The following is a 16,870-nucleotide window of genomic DNA, read 5'->3' as shown; positions in this document are numbered from 1 at the left end:
ATCCTAGGTGCATTTGAATCCACCCAATCATATTGCCCCGTTTGCGGCACTAAACTAAAACGCCCCAATTTATTCATGATAAATAGGGCATTTTATGGAGCCATTCATTGCTGAAGACAAGCGCGAATAACATCCTCGGCACCCCCTTGAATGAGCCCGATCGGAACGTCCAATTCATCAGACAACTCCGCTACAGTCATATCATCCAGGAATTGAGTGGTCCCATACTTCAGCATTAAGGTCGGTAAGAGCAATCCATCCCCCAAGGGTTGATGGCGCAAACCCGACAAAATATCTTGCCCGGTCAAAAGTCCCGTCACGGTCATCGTTTGCCCCCAATAATCACTACGGAGGGGAGCCAGAGTCACCGTTAGGCCTTGGACTTGATTCAACCGCTGCACGATGGGCCGAAAAGCCTTTTCTACCGTATTACCCACAACCCAGGTCAAGTCCTTCCCAGCGGGGATATGGGAAGGCAAGGATGTAGCCGCCTGATCAAACTGGGACAGAAATTGCCGAATTGAACCCACACCATTATCAATTTGCGGATATTCTTCATAATGGCTCTCAGACGGCAGATCTTGTCCCGCAATTAAAAACCACTCATCCGCTAGCCAAGCAAAGGTTGTCCCAAACTGATTTTGAAACTGGGCCTGTAGCTGCTGAACTAGATGAATCACTGCTGTAGCATCTGTTGGTTCAACCGGCTTCAACTCATCTTCTGGCGGGCGAAATCGGGTGAGGCCCACAGGAACAACAGCGATTGAAGCAACTGCAGGCACCTCAGACTGATGGAATTGAGCCAAATCCAGGATGGTTTGCTGCAAGATTTCACCATCATTGATGCCAGGGCAAACCACAACTTGAGCATGAATTTGGAGTCGTCGCTGCTGGAACCACTGCAGTTGGTCCAGAATTTGGCCTGCCCGGAGATTTTTCAGCAGCCGTATGCGCACATCTGGATGAGTCGCATGCACAGACACGTAGAGGGGAGACAAGCGCATCGCCTCAATGCGGTCCCATTCATGGGGGGGGATATTGGTCAGGGTTAAATAACTGCCGTACAGAAAGCTGAGGCGATAATCGTCATCCTTGAGATAAAGACTGGATCGCAAACCAGGAGGCTTTTGATCGATAAAGCAAAAGGGACAGTGATTATTACACTGAATCAGCCCATCAAAAAGGGCCGTCTCAAACTCCAGTCCCAGTTCAGAATCAAAATCTTTTTCAATTTCGACCTGATGGGGGCGACCTGCCGCATCCAAGACCTCAAGGGTCAGGTATTCATCCGCGCAGAGAAAGCGATAGTCAATGAGATCCCGGGGCACGTCGCCATTAATGGACACCAGGCGATCGCCCGGTTCAAATCCCACTTCTGCTGCGATCGAATCGGGGACCACCGCTGAAATTAAAGCTGGCTGAACTGATGACTTACTCATTCACGGATTAATGGGGCTGAACCGCCAAACGCTCAGTCGATCTTAGCGCCTAATATGCTAGCTAGCAGGGCTTGCTGAGTATGCAGACGATTCTCTGCCTGATCCCACACTCGGGACTGTGCCCCTTCGATTACGTCTGCTGTAATCTCTTCTCCTCGATGGGCAGGAAGGCAGTGGAGCACAATGGCCTTGGTATCCGCCTTAGCCAAGAGGGACTCGTTCACTTGATAGGGCTGAAAGATGGGAATCCGGTTGCTGGCCAAATCTTCTTGGCCCATACTGGCCCAGACATCGGTATAGAGGGCATGAGCCCCATCGACGGCTTCTTGGGGGTCGGTGGTGATCAGTACGGAACTGCGATCGCCCGCCAGTATCTTAGCTTTCTCAACAAAATCAGGGAGGGGCTGATAGTCCGGAGGGGTGGCTACTCGAATATTTACCCCGACTAGGGCACATCCCAACAGCAGGGAATGGGCGACATTGTTGCCATCCCCCAAATAGGTGAGAGTCAATCCTTCTAGCTGCCCAAACGCCTCTTGTAGAGTGAGTAAATCCGCAAAGATCTGACAAGGATGTTCTAAATCTGTCAGGGCATTAATCACAGGAATCGAAGCATAGTTCGCAAAGGTACTCAAATCCTGCTGCTCATAGGTGCGAATCGCCAGTACGTCTAAGTAGCGATCTAAGACTCTAGCCGTATCTTCTAACGGCTCACCCCGCCCCACCTGGGTGGCATCCGGTCTCAGATCAATCACCTGACCCCCTAGACGGTACATGCCGACAGAAAAGCTGACCCGGGTGCGAGTAGAAGCCTTAGTAAACAGCAAACCCAATACCTTGGGACAATGGGGTTTGACCTGCCCCGCCTTGATTTGAGCCGCCAGCTCCAACAAACCATACATTTCTGGGCTCGTTAAGTCTGCTAAACCTAGCAGATCTCTCCCTTTAAGACTTGCAGTATCGGTAGACATAGACTCTATATCAGGCTTGGGGGACTACAACAGCTAAGGCACCAAAATAGCGGAAACATCCAGAATACCTTATTCAAGCGAGCCCTGTCTTTCCAGTTATTCCCCTGGAGCCTCTTCTGGCGGAACAGGTGCAAGCTCAGGTGGTAGTGAAGATTCAGGCTGTACAGTTTGCTCAGGGACTGGTGCAGGTTTAGGGGCCACTGGAGGAGGCACAGGTGAAGAGAGCTGAGCCCCTGAGGGCTTGGCTTTTGGAGGCACAACCTTTGGAGAAGGCTGGACCGGTGGCTTTACCTTGAGAACATCAGGTTGTGGCTTGGGCTTAGCGGGGGCTTCTTTCGGGGTATAGCGGGGTTGATCCAGACGTTTCACCAGTTTCTTGATGGTCTCAAGGGCAGCCTTGTTTTTCCCCGTCCGCTGCTGGGCCCAGACTAGGGCTGTCTTCGGATCGTCCTGTACATGTCGCATAAGGGTACCCCATGCGATCGCATCTTGATTCTTGGGATTCACCTTTAAAAAGGCTTCCACTCGTGCAAATAAGCGCCCCGGATCGGCAGCCAATAAAGCCCTAACTTCTACCGGATCCGTCTGGGGAGATTGAAAGAACTTCAGGGCCGCACTCCATTCTCCATTCACCAGCCGTGCCACAATCGTTTGCACTCGACTCGCCGAAATTTGTTGAGCTTGAGACTTGGCTATAGCCGCATGGAGATTGATATAGTCCAGTTGGGCTTGGGCCTTGGGAGACCATCGACGCGACTGCTGTTTTTTGACAGTCAACAACCGCTTTTGGGCTGGAGACCATAAGCCACTCCGGGCCAACAATAAACTTTGGGTATAGCCCGGATCAGCAAAGGCAGGCTTGGCTAAGGAGATATGTTCGACCTGCAAGTCCCCTGTTGGGGCAGGATGAAGCCAATACACTGCATATTGTGGTTCTAGACCCACCGTTTGTTTGACAACTAATTCTGGCCGCTGATCACCCGTCACCTGACGCCATTGAGGAGACTCGCCCGATGGACTCGCCCAATTCAACATCAAAACAAGCTGGGCCTCATCCGGATGGAAATACAACACTTGGCCATAGGTAGCCGTTGCACTTCCTTCACTCCTCAGCCCCGTCAATCGTAACCAAGCTCCTGGCTTGGGGGCAGGATTATAAACTTCGACTCGAGATAAATTGAGAGGCCGGGTTGACCCTGTCACTAAGCGCGGGTTACGGGCTAAGCGAACCAGTTGTTCTTCCGTGGGGCCATGCACCGTCATCCGATCCAGCAAACGGTAATAGCGTTTGCCTTGGAACAGTCGCAGGAGAGATGGCAGCTTTAAAGAACGATATACCTGCAAAGACTGGAGTTGCTGGCAGGGACGTTGAGCACAGCTCTTGTTATAAGTTGGGATCAAAATATCTTTGGTCGCCGTCAGCGGACTGTTGGCATTGCTATCAGCCGCTAGCACAATGGGCTTTCCTGGCGACTGTTTCTGATCCTGGAGACGCTTTAAAATTTGCTGCAGGGTGCGGGGTTGATGAGCAGCCGTTTGCTTCCCTTTTGTCGTTGGCAAATACTGATTCAACCAAAAAGCCACGTCTGGATCCGTAATCACTTGGTAACTCAACCAAGCTAATCCCACTACAGTGGTAGTGATACCAGCCAACAGCAACAAATTCAGGCTAGACCGGAGTTTCGCCAGCAGTCGAGGGGACTGAGCACGAGCAGATTGGGAAGGAGTATGCGGGGCTGTAGGCACGTAAACGACTTTGCCGTTTCGCACCTGGCGAGAAAATTTTTGATTAGTGCTCACTTCAGACGCTAAAAACTATATCCAGACTCTTCGAGGCGATGACGGAAGTCAGTCAGAATATCCATGAGATCTTGTTGGCCTGCGACAGGCATGAGATCAATCAATGGCAGTTTGCATTTACCACCCCCCAGTGGCACAGAAACATCTGACAACACTTGCAGGATCTGGGGTTCCTCCAACAATCCGTTTTCCAAAAGGTTACAAAATTGCTCTGCTAATGACTGATGCAGATGGGCATCACTCAGAAAGAGATGCCATTTGGCCACATCAATATAGATTTTTTCACCAATATCTGCGGCGAGGGCTTCTACGTCTACAGTTGCAATTTGGTCTGCCATAGCTTAGGGTACCCCTATTTTTCAGGGCCATTAAGGTGAATTCGAAGTTTCACCAGATTGTCTTTTCTAGAATAACCCCTGATTATTAATTCGCCATGCTAGGGCTTCTGTCCCAAGCTCGATAGTGGCTAATCCTTCGGAAATATATCGAACTAATTTCGTAGCCAACACAACCCATCATTACCGAAGTTCAAAAGGCTTCAGCTTTTGATCGAGCAGTTGTTGAATGCGATCGGCTTTATTTTGAAGTGATTCGACTTGGCCACCTAAGAGTTGCTTTGATTTCAGATGATCCTGCTGGGCTTGAGCATCATTTCCATCAAGCTTATGAGCGAGTCCTCGATTGAAATAGGCTTCGGCATAGTCAGGATTCAAGGCAATAGCTTGGTCATACTGAGTGATCGCATCTTTGTATTGCTGTAATTCATAAAAAGCATTGCCACGACTGTTGAAGGCAAAAGCATTTTGGGGATTGAGGTCGATGGATTGATTTAGATCTGCGATCGCACCTTGGTAATTCCCCCCTTGAAACTTATTCGTGCCCTGCAAATACAAGTCATCCGAGGTTAATTCAACTCCCCCAGTTGCCACATTTCCTGAAAATCCTAAATCAGGATTAATCGTGCCCACGGAACTTAAAAAGGTATTGATGGGAATCCCTAGATTAAATCCTGTCTTCACGTACACCGTTTCCGTCCGTTTAACCTGCCGTTCTCCATCCGCTCGCCCATGAATGCCAATCAGTTGGCCTTGGCTGTCTAAAACAGACCCACCACTCATCCCCGGTAAGGTGTTGTTGCTATAAACCAATCCATAGCCATCTGCCAAAGGGCGTTTAGCGTTTGCCGTTACCTTCCCTTCAGAAAAGTTCCAAATGGGAGCGGTGATAGCAGCAGTAGACATGGGAAATCCAGAGACATAAATAGATTCTCCTGCCCTCACGTTAGACGAGTCTCCCAACTTTGCGACTTGATAAGGCTTGGAACTAGTAAATTCAACCAGTGCTAAATCAATTCCAGGAAATTTTTTAACGGTACTGTAGGCCAAGGGATACCGTGAATCATCATCAGTCACTACATCATATTCATCCGCTGTGGCCACCACATGGGCCGCTGTCAATACGGTGTAAACATCATCTTGACGTTTGATAATCACCCCTGAACCTGAGTTTTGACCATCGATACGGACGGTAACGGCTTCTGCGATCGCACTCACTTCCGCTGAATTCAATGCCTGGGCACTATAAAAAGGAGCGGCAACAATTGCAGTAATTACTACAGGGACGAGTGGATGGATAAATTTCATTGATGACAATTCTGGAAAAAATCAAAAAACTTATCCTATTCCCTAGCACATCTGTATTAAAGATCACACCTTTTTGTTAAGGTTCCGTACTTTTTATTGGGCCACGTCATACTACTTGCTCCTTCGGCAAGGATATTTTGAGAAGTTAGACAGCAGTGTCTGTGGTGTGAGCATTGTTGACTATCACTAACTTGTCACTTTGAATAAAGAGCAGCTAATGTCTATTGATACGAACAACCTCCACCCAAATTACCCTATTGTGTCTGGGCAGTATCAACTCACTTCAACATGGTCAGTTTCACTCCCCTTCAAATTCAATCGTCGGATCGAAGAAGGTTCTCTCATCCTATGGCGTCCCAGCTTGACCCTCTATTTCAATGTATGGAATAACAATCATAACGAGTCCATCGACACTCGCTTAGCTCAACGAAAACAGGACATTTCAACAGAAGCGTTCGAATTGCATGAACAGTCAAACATCAGTAATCATCGACTCTCCTATCAATTAATCGAAGATGGAACCCATGCCCTCTATGGTTTTGTCTTTGCTAAAGAAAGCTACATCCAGGTTGCGACCTACTTCGATAATGCATCAGATATCAACCTAGCCCGATCAATTTTCGCCAGTATCGATGAGTAGAGAAGGGAATTTTTACGCAGAGACTTGGAGAGAAGGACATTGGGAACCCATTCCAACTCCTAAGAGGTCAAAGGACAAACAGATACCTGTTGCCTGTGTCTATCCTGGCACGGCCTATTCCCTATACACGGCCCTTGTAGGGTATGAGCGCCGATATACCTATCCGTTTTGGCATACTGAACCGATTGTTCCAATTGCCGAGCCTCGCGGGTTCCCCGACGACATGAATCTTCTCTATAAGGAAGCGTTTTTTACCGGATTAACTGATAGCTTCTTGATAAAAAGGTTGTACTTAACATGGTTTTTAGTTCAAGAAGTCATTGATTACAATTGGGACAAAAAGTTTCCACCTTGGACGGGCTATGTAAAACGTCAGTATGCTTCTTTATTTAAAGATTTAGGGTCTTTCCCTGAAGACTTCCCCGACGACGAAGGCGTTTATCCTAACCCAGGAAAGAATAGAGGAGAAGTTTCCTGGATAGAGAGCTATCGCGAATTTGTTGGTTACGGGGACTGGTTCATCGAAGAACTTTTAAAACTTGGCAACCCTCAAGAAGTAAGAATCATTTTTTGGCTGGATTGGTAGCAACAATCCACTCTCAATGTCCATAACAAAACGGACTTCATGCCAAAAGCACCAGAATCATACTTACCCCTCAGAGGACTCACTAGATTCTTCAGCAAGCATATCCTTATCTTTTTTAAAAATAGGTTTGGTATCGTCTGCATCACTATAGTCAGCGATGGCTATTACATATATGGCTTGCAGAACAATAAACCCCAACCAGCCTAGGGTTAAGCCCTTCAGCCAAGGCCAATCCTGATACATTAGCAACTTAAAAAACCACAAAGACGAAGCGGCCGTCGCATAAATGGCAATATTAAACGCCAAATTGACGCGATCGCCAAAGCGACGATAAGCGGTATCATTCTTGCGATCTGGTTCTCGGGGCCAAAATGGCGGCATAGGAGTGCTCTACTCTAGTTGCATCAATCCTGGGGTTGTCTTCAGATTCTATTACAGGGGCATCCACTGTCAACATCAATCTTCACTGTTGACGCTGCCACCAAGCCCTGACTAACCGAATTTCCTCATAGGAATAGTTGTTTCCCAGCTTCTCTCGGATTTTTGTGAGGGAAATGGGGCCGATACGCTCAATGATTTCGGCGATGGTCTGTTTGCGATCGCAATCCACTACTCCGTCAATCTCTCCCACCTGCCCTGCCTCAATCAAATCTTCCAAATGCGTAGCAATGGTCGTAACCTTCAGGTCTCGTCCAGCTGCAATTTCTTCTAGCGTCTTTCCTTGTTGATAGAGCTGGAGCGTCGCCAATACAGTATTCGATAACTTAAGCGTAGTTGGCCCCGAAGGCTCCTCCAGCTCAGCTGCATCTGCTTCGCTCACCACAGGCAAGCCCTGCTCCTGCCGATGAGACCGAATAAAAGCCGTAAATTGCTGGCCATATTGGTCTAGCTTGCGCTTACCGACCCCCGAAATCTTGGCAAACTCCACCATGGTCTGGGGCTGCTGCTGGGCCATCAGCTTCAAACTAGAATCCGCAAAGATCACGTACGGGGGAACAGACTGCTGATCCGCCAGCTCCTTTCGCAACTCTCGTAACCGTTGAAACAAGGCTTCAGCCTCTTCCCGGCGAGCATTGTTGGGCCTGTCCTGAGTCGGGGCAACGGGCACAGGAACAAATACGGACCGTTGATGCCGCAACACTTCCCAGCTCAGTTCATTTAGCTTAAGTACCGGATAACCATCGGTAGTTTCTGCAACCAAACCTTGATGCAGCAACGTCCGTCCTAACAATCGCCATTGATCCACTGTTTTGTCTTTGCCAATCCCATAGGTAGAAAGCTGGTCATGGCGTCGCTGCAGAACCTTTTGATTGCGTGAGCCTCGCAACACATCAATGACATAGCTCATCCCATATCGTTCCTGGCAACGAGCCACACAGGACAACAGCTTTTGAGCCGGGATGGTCCAATCTTCGACGGGTTTAGGATGGCAGCAGTTATCACAGCCCCCACAGTCTCCCCCAAAGGTTTCGCCAAAATACCCCAACTGTACCGTTCGCCGACAAACCGTGCTTTCGGCATAGTCAATCACCTGGCGTAACTGTTGGCGGGCAATCCGCTGTTCATTATCTAAGGGGTTGCCTGTCTCTGGATCGACTTTCTGTTCAATCAGCCATTCAAGGGTGTGAATATCCTTCGTACTAAAGAACAGCAGGCACTTAGACGATTCACCATCCCGACCCGCCCGGCCCGCCTCCTGGTAATACCCCTCGATATTGCGAGGCAAATTATAGTGAATGACAAACCGCACATCCGGCTTATCAATCCCCATGCCAAAGGCAACCGTAGCCACCATCACCTGGACATCATCCCGAATAAACCGCTCTTGATTAAGGGTACGAGCCTTATCGCTCATGCCCGCATGGTACGGCAAAGCACTAATGCCATCCGCCTGCAATCGAGCTGAGACTTCATTCACTTCCCGTCGACTCAAACAATAGACAATGCCCGAGTCTTGGCCATGCTGGCGAATCTCCCGATAGAGATCGGCATAAGCTTGCCGTGATTTGGGGCGCACCTCGTAGTAAAGGTTAGGACGGTTAAAACTAGCCACATGGACAAAAGGCTGTCGCAACTGCAGTTGCTGGATAATGTCTTGTCGCACCCGCTCCGTCGCCGTGGCCGTTAAGGCATATACAGGGACCTGGGCATATCGTTGCCGCACCTCGGCCAAACGACGATACTCAGGCCGAAAATCATGTCCCCACTCAGAAACACAATGGGCCTCATCCACCGCAAATGCAGCTAAACCTGTCTGGGCCTGCACCTGATCCAATAAATTAAGGAAAGATTCATGGAGTAATCGTTCTGGTGCAACATACAGCAGCTTGATCTTCCCAGAAAAAACTTCTGCAATCCGTTGCCGAGCTGTAGCCGCATCAATACTGCTATTCAAAAATGTTGCTGGAATATCATTGACCTGCAGGGTCGTCACCTGGTCCTGCATCAGGGCAATCAAAGGAGAAATCACCACCGTCAACCCAGGCAACAATAAACCTGGTAGCTGGAAACAGAGGGATTTGCCACCTCCCGTCGGCATCACGACCATCAGATCTTGCTGCTGTAGTGCTGCCTCAATAACTTGCTGCTGACCAGCCCTAAACTGGTCATACCCAAAATAGTGTTTTAGAGCCGCTTCCAAGGATGCAAAGTCAGGAGCAGATGCAAAAGAACTCAAGGTCATGGGCAGTATAGGGATGAAATGTGATCGAAATATTCCTCTTCGCCCCAGCAATGGGTCACAATGGGGAGGGGTCCATCATCATCACTCTTAAGTGGGGGATATGGTTAATGCTAAGCCAAGACACCCTGATTTGAGCTAGCTTTAATCTTCACCTAAGTTGTCATCTCTTTTTCGTCCTGGATAAAACGATCTTCCATGCCCAAACGATTCTCCTGGATCATACCGAATCAACTCGCCGTGGGTTCCTTTCCCCACCAAACCACCTCAGCATCTCAGCTACGACGCGAGGGGATTACTGCGGTTCTGTGCCTCAATGAAGAAGGTGAGCAGCCGGTTCCTGATGACATTCAACATGGGTTTCTCTGGCAGCGAGTCCCCATTCCCGACGGGTTTACGGGAGGCGTTCCCTCAGAAGAGCAATTTGACCAAGCCCTCAAGATCCTCAATCGCTGGCAGCGCAAAGGCCACGTCGTCTATGTCCATTGCTTAGCAGGTGTAGGAAGGTCTGCATCCATATGTTGTTTACACGTCGCCCAAAAACAAGGGCTATCCCTGGAAGATGCGATCGCATTTGTGAAAGAACAGCATCACTATGCATCCCCCGACAAAAATCAAGTCCAGGTCATGCAGTCTTATCTTGCTTCCACAGACGATTAATGGCTTCTTTCGCTCCAGCATTAACCTAGCTTGCCAGATTGGACTGAAGTAAAGGGCACCTCCATGTCTATCCCCAAAGCTGATTCCCATCGGCAGCGCCTTTTAGCGGAAGCTTTACAACTAGCGCGCCAAGAAGACACAAGCACCGCTTCCCAACGATTGGCTGCCATTCAGGCAGACTTGCAAAGTTTCGCTCATAGCATCCATCGGCAACCCATCCCCGCCCATGAAATTCCAGTAGCCGTCCGAGAAGCGTTTGTAGAAGCCACCGTCAGGCTCGTTCCCTACCAGGAAGTTGGCGGCAGTAATTGGCAAGGGACTCTAAACTCACCCACCCTAGAGCATTACCGCCCAGATCCACTCCCCAAGATCTTGCAAGAACCCGCAATGGGTTCCCAACTGTGCGAGCTCTTTCAACTATCTGATGACTTTGCTTCCCAGCTCCAAGCCAGTCAGGAACAGGTTACCGAACGACTGACTCAACAAAAACGGATCATGGCAGCAGCAATGACCTTTTTTCAGGGTTCCTGCCAAGGGAGATTGCTGCTATTCCAGGCTCTGTTTGGCCCCCTAGCAATCCCTGCAGCAATCATCGACTGTATCCACACTCCCCTCCAACTCTATTTCTGCCTTCCCTATAAGGACGGCAAATTTTATAGTTCAAATCCTGACATTGCGCTGCCAGATCAGCTTTCTGAGTCTTTACAATCTTTCTTACAGCAATTGGATGAATTCCATTACCAGAAGTTTGATCGATTCCCCACTTTTGGTCCCTGTCATCCTGCCCATATCGATCCCGATTGGTGCAAAGCCCTCGCTCAAGCAACCGGCGATTCCCCTACCGATATCGCCCGCGTCCTCAGTCGAGCCATTGGCATCATCCCCACTCATAAAATGGAAGCCTTCTTAATTCATGATGTGTGGGGCCATCACTGGCAATACCTCTGCACCCAATTCTCCAGTGACTACGCTATTCTCAAAGATTGTGGTCAACCCTTCCATGCCGGCGAAACAGCCTATACCCCTGACGGCCCCATCAATTGCCGCATGCTTTTTCAGGTCCAGGGGGAGCAAGTTGAACTCGATCACCCCAAAGCCCATCTATTTTTTCATGGAGAAGTCCAGCAGCGATTAGGGCTCCTTTTCACCCATCTCATCGCCGAAATGATTGCGGATGCAGCTGAGTTTAAGTTCGTTTGGGACAATCCTCACCATGCCGATCAACTTCTCAGCAGCTCTGTCTTTAAGGACCTCCCAACCAAGCTAGATCTCACCCTCGCGGATATTGATTTTCTATTTTTGCAAGTGCTTCGTCCCCTGGTAGAAATTCATCTGTCTGCCCTTGAAGAAACCCCTTTAGAAACGGATCTCCTTCGAGAATGGGGACAAGCAGGCCATCCGGTACATGCCCTAGGCTTAAAAACGAGTTTAAAGACTGCGATCGCAGCCCTCTACCAAATCTTCTTTCAGGAATACAACACCACCTACCTGCCCACGTTGACCGGAGAAGCCAGTCTATTCACCGATATCGTCAGCAATCTGCTCTATTTACAGAACGTCCTCAACGAGCTCTACACCGAGCCCATCAATAAAAACGCCGTTCCGTTTCAAGACTTGTTATTGCTGTTTGTGGGCTGCTATTGTTCCAGCGACAGCTATGCTGAATTTTGGAGTTTAGACGATGCCCTTGCTGCTTACTACTGGCCCTGCTGGCACCTGCTCAACACCCTCCTGAATATTCAGTGCTAACTCAGCCTGAATTTTTAGGTATGAAGTGAATTATTAGGTATGAAATAAGGCATGAGCTTCACAACCTTTTGGCTCAGCATCAGTTTGCTTTCAGGTCTCATTTGGGTCGGTCTCCTCCTCTTCCGAGGCCAGTTCTGGCGGGCCAATCAAGTCCTAGACCCCACGCCACCTCCTCTAGACCTACAAGAATGGCCAAGCGTCTGTGCCATTGTCCCAGCTCGCAATGAAGCTGAAGTATTGCCAGACAGTTTGCGATCGCTTCTCCAACAGACCTATCCTGGCCCCTTCAAAATCCTGCTCATAGACGATCAAAGCACCGACAGAACTGGAGAAATCGCCCAGGAAATCGCCACTGACTTAGGTAAAAACCACCAGTTACAAGTCATCCAAACCTCCCCACTCCCTCCAGGCTGGTCTGGCAAACTGTGGGCCATGCACCAAGGGATAGAAACGGTTCTAGCAGAGTCCGTTCACCCAACTTACTTCTTACTTACAGATGCTGATATTCAGCATGAGGTTAATTCTCTCCAAAGCTTAGTCACCAAAGCTGAGCAAGAAAACCGAGACATGGTCTCCTTGATGGTCCGACTCCGGTGCCAAAGTATTTGGGAACAGCTACTGATTCCAGCTTTTGTCTTCTTCTTTCAAAAACTATATCCTTTCCTTTGGGTCAATCAGCCCCAGAAGCAAATGGCTGCAGCAGCAGGCGGTTGTATTTTAGTCCGTCGTCAAACTCTCATGACCATAGGGGGAATCGAAGTTATTCGAGACGCTTTGATTGATGATTGCGCCCTTGCTACTGCCATCAAACTAACACCCAAATCTCAACCCAACCGCAACATCTGGATCGGGCTAACCTCCGCCACCCAAAGCTTACGGCCTTACGACACCCTTGATAGTATCTGGTCAATGGTCGCCCGCACAGCCTTCACACAACTCAATTACTCTACATTGCTCCTCATAGGGACTGTACTAGGGATGTTCCTGATCTATATGGTTCCCCCCATGAGTATTGTGCTTGGCCTCTATCTTGGCAATATCAGTATTAGTCTTATAGGAACAGTGACTTGGGTCTTAATGACCCTGGCCTATCTACCCACTATTCGACTCTATCAACTTTCCCCCACCTGGGCCATTTCACTCCCATTAATTGCAATACTCTATAACCTAATAACCCTTGATTCTGCTCGTCAACATTGGCAAGGAGAAGGCGGTGCTTGGAAAGGGCGTGTATATCCCGTACGCTAGCTTTATTTCGCTAAAAAATAGTTTTTAAGACTAGTGATTAGCAAAAAACCTATGAGTCAGTTGTCCTATTCTTTCACCCATAATCCTCTTTAACTCAATCTCAAATTCACCATAGCCAAATATTCACAAAAACAAGAAATCCCAAGATTAAATGAAAGGGTTTAATAATCGCTATCCGCAACACATATTCCTTGACACTTAATTCCATTCGTTGCCGTGCGTAGACAATGTGGACAGAGGACTTTTTCTATTTCTGGTGGGTGACAGTTCTTCAGGTTATCTTCTTGTTTACTTTCATCAGGCTTAGAACTTGAAGTCATCAAAATACAAACTTTTGAAAACTGATCATCTCTCACATTGTACAAACTCTAGAAAAACTACTAGCGCTATTCAGCCGTAAAGATTCTATAGGCATAACGTTTAGGCTCCTAGAATTCGGCGTTGCTCAATGACGGGATGAATTTGATTGCGTCAGGATAAACTCATGACTATTTCGAACATCATGAGGTGTCTGTATGAAGTGTCCAGAATGTGGTGGTCAACATATCCATAAGAATGGGCATCGTCGAGGCAAGCAAAACCATATCTGTGTGACCTGTGGACGACAGTTTCTTTCAACTTACTCAAAGCGTGGATACAGTGATTGGACGAAACGCCTGTGCTTGAGAATGTATGTCAATGGGATGGGCTTTCAGGGCATTGAACGAGTCATCGGAGTTGCTCATACTACTGTGATTCAATGGGTTCAACAAGTTGGTGCTCTATTACCTGATGCTTATAACCCCGACGATATCCCACAGGTAGGAGAGTTAGACGAACTCGAAACCTTTGTGGGCCAAAAACGCAACAAGGTCTGGATTTGGACTGCGGTGGATCATTTTCACCCCGGCATTCTAGGCTGGGTTGTGGGTGACCATAGTGCTGAGACCTTTCGACCGTTATGGCAAGCAATCGTCTGTTGGCAATGTTTTTTCTGGGTCAGTGATGGCAATCCCGTCTATCCAGGCTTTATCCCAGAGGGTGACCAGATTGTTAGCAAGACCTACATGACACGAGTAGAGGGAGAAAACACACGTTTACGACATTACTTGGCACGGCTCCATCGCAAGACTTTATGTTATTCAAAATCGGTGGACATGCTCAAGCATTCAATTCGACTATTGATCCACTATCTCAAGTTTGGGGAAGTACCTATTCCTCCGTGAGTCATCCCGTCATTGAGCAACGCCTAGAATTCTGCTATATGCTCTCTTTATCAATATTCAGAAAACGCGTCATGTAATGAAACGCATACATTTAATTCATCACAAACGTGCATAAACACGTTATTTGTAAGAAAGTAGGAGTATAACTTGATACAAGAAATAGCTTATGTCAGCTTTTCAGCCTACAAATCCAAGTTCTCCAACCTCCCAGGATTCTTTATTTGTTGAATGTGTTGAAAAACTTATACCTCTCGCTGGAGAGAGGATGCAGGCTATTGACCTACATTGGTGGGATGTCGATCGATTCCTAGGCTTAGCCTTTCATATCCTTCTCACAGAAGAAGATCTCATCTCTCGTCAACAGGTCGCCCAATTACTACCCAAATTTGGTGCAAAAGCGGTACCTACTCTATTCGTCATTTTCCAACATCAGAATAGTGATTCGACCCTAAAGCACTTATCAAGTCAAGCACTAGCCAAACTCGAACGCACGATTCTAGTGGCTGGCCTAATCGATACGCTAAAAGCTTCAGAAGACGATCGGTTTGATCATCAAATCAGTCAAATGTTAGCCACCGTTGCTCCTGAAGCCATTGCAGGCCTCACAGAACTAATGGAAACGCGGGAATGGCACAACCTTGCGCTTCGAACACTCCATATGATGCAGTTACCCCAGACCCAAATCTTATTAGATCAACTCATCTGTCATCCCAATCCAGATATCCGCCATTCAACCATCAACGTCCTTAGCGAATTAAAAGACTACCAGCTCCTATGCCGTCTCGAGAATGCATTCAGAGCAAGCTCTGCTCATAACACTCACAACCTCCCCCAGAAAGAACTATCATCTCCTAACTCTCAAAGTTCGAAACAGCAAGACGGCCCAAATTTCGAGCTTTTGATGAAGCTAGCTGCCGCTCAAACTGAAGAACAAAACTATTGGGGGGCTATCCATTCCTATTCCCAAGTGATTTCTCTCAACCCTGAGAATGCCAATGCTTATGGCAATCGAGGTCTACTCAGACTTAACTTGGGAGATCAACAAGGTGCTATCACTGACTTTCAACATGCTGCTCAGATTTTCTGGCATACCGGTAAAAATGCTAATTTTGAGATAACACTCAGCTATCTTCGTAAACTTACTCCAAATGCACAGTTTACTTTTCCTTCCACATAATCAATTAGCGAACTTCTTTCTTAGTCCCATCTAAGTACTAGGATTCAGTAGGATGATATTTTCAGCCCATGACAAAAATGCTGAGAATTATCGATAACCAATGCCGTAAGTTTGAACTACATCATAAGAAGCCATACATTTCTACAATTTCAAAAGAACATTGAGTAGCTCCAAGCATATACTCCAAACAGGTATCCACTAACCTATTCAAAAGCACACGCTTCCCCAAACACCAATACAGGTATATATCACCATCCGCTCTAATTCTTTTGGGGATTTCATTCCAATCATCTAGATAATCTTATTTTGCTTGTTACGCTTATTCAGCCAAGCTGCAAAAACAAATAGAGCTGCCAACATTAGGTAACTAATAGCCCAATCACTTCCCGTTCCCCAACCCAAATCCACCACTGTATCGGTCGGGGTCCAAGCAAAACTATGAATCAATCCAAACCAAGCTAGAATAGCAGCCCCAAAGGCCCAAAGAGCCGCTAGTCCGAATTGTTGCTCAATGATATATACCGTAATGGCAGCTAAAATCATTGCCAACAAGATGACCCCTTGTTCCAGCGCAAATGCACCTTCAATGAAGGTATCACTCATTTTAAAATTTGCGACTAAGACTTCTGGTTGAAAGGGCTGTTCAGGCGTACCGACTCCTGCAGCACGCATACTATTTTTAGCAATTAATGCCCCCCATGCAGCAATTCCTGGCATTAATCCAACCACTACGGCCGGTGCATGAGCTTTAGGCGTTGCCGTAAAACTCTGTGCCACAATCACAATTCCAATCCAAAGCACTATTGCCATACCCGCATCAATAGGCACCAAATATGTGATCACTCCCAGAGTGCCGCTTAAACATAAAATCCCCATGACCAAACCATTAAGCCATGAATACCCAATTCGGGCTCCCATATCTTTCCAGCCCGGGTGGCCAATATAAATCGTTGTCGGGAAACAAGAGCCACAGACCGCAGCCACTAACGTTCCGATGCCATTAGCAGCTAAGCAAGGAGCCGTTGGATACCGATCTCCCGCAGCCTCCGCACTCTCAAGATTTTGTAAGCTC

15 protein-coding genes (1 of these 15 cut by a window edge) are annotated in these 16,870 nt (G+C 47.8%); 7 read left to right on the top strand and 8 right to left on the bottom strand.

Annotated features, from left to right (window positions below):
* Positions 1 to 104: 104 nt before the first annotated feature.
* The 5 genes from I1H34_RS10990 to I1H34_RS10970 form a co-directional block, all read right to left on the bottom strand.
* The gene (locus I1H34_RS10990) at positions 105 to 1,439 is read right to left on the bottom strand and encodes a TIGR03279 family radical SAM protein (protein ID WP_212665652.1); all 1,335 of its coding nucleotides are present in this window, start codon (positions 1,437 to 1,439) and stop codon (positions 105 to 107) included.
* Between the two features lie 32 nt (positions 1,440 to 1,471).
* On the bottom strand, positions 1,472 to 2,410 hold the full coding sequence (argF, locus tag I1H34_RS10985) for an ornithine carbamoyltransferase (RefSeq protein WP_212665651.1): 939 nt from the start codon (positions 2,408 to 2,410) through the stop codon (positions 1,472 to 1,474).
* 96 nt (positions 2,411 to 2,506) lie between these two features.
* Positions 2,507 to 4,210, bottom strand: coding sequence for a hypothetical protein (locus tag I1H34_RS10980; protein WP_212665650.1), 1,704 nt, complete (start codon positions 4,208 to 4,210; stop codon positions 2,507 to 2,509).
* Positions 4,211 to 4,218: 8 nt separating this feature from the next.
* Complete coding sequence (locus tag I1H34_RS10975) at positions 4,219 to 4,548, bottom strand: DUF3181 family protein (protein WP_212665649.1); 330 nt, start codon at positions 4,546 to 4,548, stop codon at positions 4,219 to 4,221.
* A gap of 180 nt (positions 4,549 to 4,728) precedes the next feature.
* Positions 4,729 to 5,853, bottom strand: a complete 1,125-nt coding sequence (locus I1H34_RS10970) for a trypsin-like peptidase domain-containing protein (RefSeq protein ID WP_212665648.1) — start codon at positions 5,851 to 5,853, stop codon at positions 4,729 to 4,731.
* A 217-nt stretch (positions 5,854 to 6,070) separates the two neighbouring features.
* Here I1H34_RS10970 and I1H34_RS10965 point away from each other — a divergent pair, with 217 nt between their 5' ends.
* Both I1H34_RS10965 and I1H34_RS10960 read left to right on the top strand, forming a co-directional pair.
* The gene (locus I1H34_RS10965) at positions 6,071 to 6,493 is read left to right on the top strand and encodes a hypothetical protein (protein ID WP_212665647.1); all 423 of its coding nucleotides are present in this window, start codon (positions 6,071 to 6,073) and stop codon (positions 6,491 to 6,493) included.
* Positions 6,486 to 7,079: a hypothetical protein gene (locus I1H34_RS10960; RefSeq protein WP_212665646.1), complete on the top strand. Its 594-nt coding sequence runs from the start codon at positions 6,486 to 6,488 to the stop codon at positions 7,077 to 7,079. The genes I1H34_RS10965 and I1H34_RS10960 overlap by 8 nt, the downstream gene beginning before the upstream one ends.
* 63 nt (positions 7,080 to 7,142) lie before the next feature.
* Here I1H34_RS10960 and I1H34_RS10955 read toward each other — a convergent pair whose 3' ends face one another.
* Together I1H34_RS10955 and recQ are read right to left on the bottom strand one after the other, a co-directional pair.
* A complete protein-coding gene (locus tag I1H34_RS10955) occupies positions 7,143 to 7,460 on the bottom strand; it encodes a hypothetical protein (RefSeq protein ID WP_212665645.1) in 318 nt (105 codons plus the stop codon).
* Positions 7,461 to 7,542: 82 nt separating this feature from the next.
* Complete coding sequence (gene recQ / locus I1H34_RS10950) at positions 7,543 to 9,762, bottom strand: DNA helicase RecQ (protein ID WP_212665644.1); 2,220 nt, start codon at positions 9,760 to 9,762, stop codon at positions 7,543 to 7,545.
* 195 nt (positions 9,763 to 9,957) lie between these two features.
* On the opposite strand from recQ, the gene I1H34_RS10945 reads away from it, so the two are divergent.
* From I1H34_RS10945 to I1H34_RS10925, 5 genes are all read left to right on the top strand, one after another.
* Positions 9,958 to 10,419, top strand: a complete 462-nt coding sequence (locus tag I1H34_RS10945; protein ID WP_212665643.1) for a protein-tyrosine phosphatase family protein — start codon at positions 9,958 to 9,960, stop codon at positions 10,417 to 10,419.
* A gap of 63 nt (positions 10,420 to 10,482) precedes the next feature.
* Positions 10,483 to 12,168, top strand: a complete 1,686-nt coding sequence (locus I1H34_RS10940) for a hypothetical protein (RefSeq protein WP_212665642.1) — start codon at positions 10,483 to 10,485, stop codon at positions 12,166 to 12,168.
* Positions 12,169 to 12,219: 51 nt separating this feature from the next.
* The gene (locus I1H34_RS10935; protein ID WP_212665641.1) at positions 12,220 to 13,416 is read left to right on the top strand and encodes a glycosyltransferase; all 1,197 of its coding nucleotides are present in this window, start codon (positions 12,220 to 12,222) and stop codon (positions 13,414 to 13,416) included.
* A gap of 515 nt (positions 13,417 to 13,931) precedes the next feature.
* Positions 13,932 to 14,621: an IS1 family transposase gene (locus I1H34_RS10930; protein WP_212665640.1), complete on the top strand. Its 690-nt coding sequence runs from the start codon at positions 13,932 to 13,934 to the stop codon at positions 14,619 to 14,621.
* A 265-nt stretch (positions 14,622 to 14,886) separates the two neighbouring features.
* Positions 14,887 to 15,798, top strand: a complete 912-nt coding sequence (locus I1H34_RS10925; protein ID WP_249369998.1) for a tetratricopeptide repeat protein — start codon at positions 14,887 to 14,889, stop codon at positions 15,796 to 15,798.
* Between the two features lie 291 nt (positions 15,799 to 16,089).
* Here the strand turns inward: I1H34_RS10925 and I1H34_RS10920 are convergent, their stop codons facing one another.
* Positions 16,090 to 16,870, bottom strand: partial view of an NCS2 family permease gene (locus I1H34_RS10920; RefSeq protein WP_212665638.1) — the 3' end only. It continues 824 nt past the right edge of the window; 781 of the gene's 1,605 nt are visible here — the last part of the coding sequence; its start codon lies off the right edge, out of view; it ends in the stop codon at positions 16,090 to 16,092.

Source organism: Acaryochloris marina S15 (assembly GCF_018336915.1).
Taxonomy (GTDB): Bacteria; Cyanobacteriota; Cyanobacteriia; order Thermosynechococcales; family Thermosynechococcaceae; genus Acaryochloris; species Acaryochloris marina_A.
Note: the sequence above shows the minus strand (reverse complement) of the source record. Positions and strands in the feature narration are given on the sequence as shown.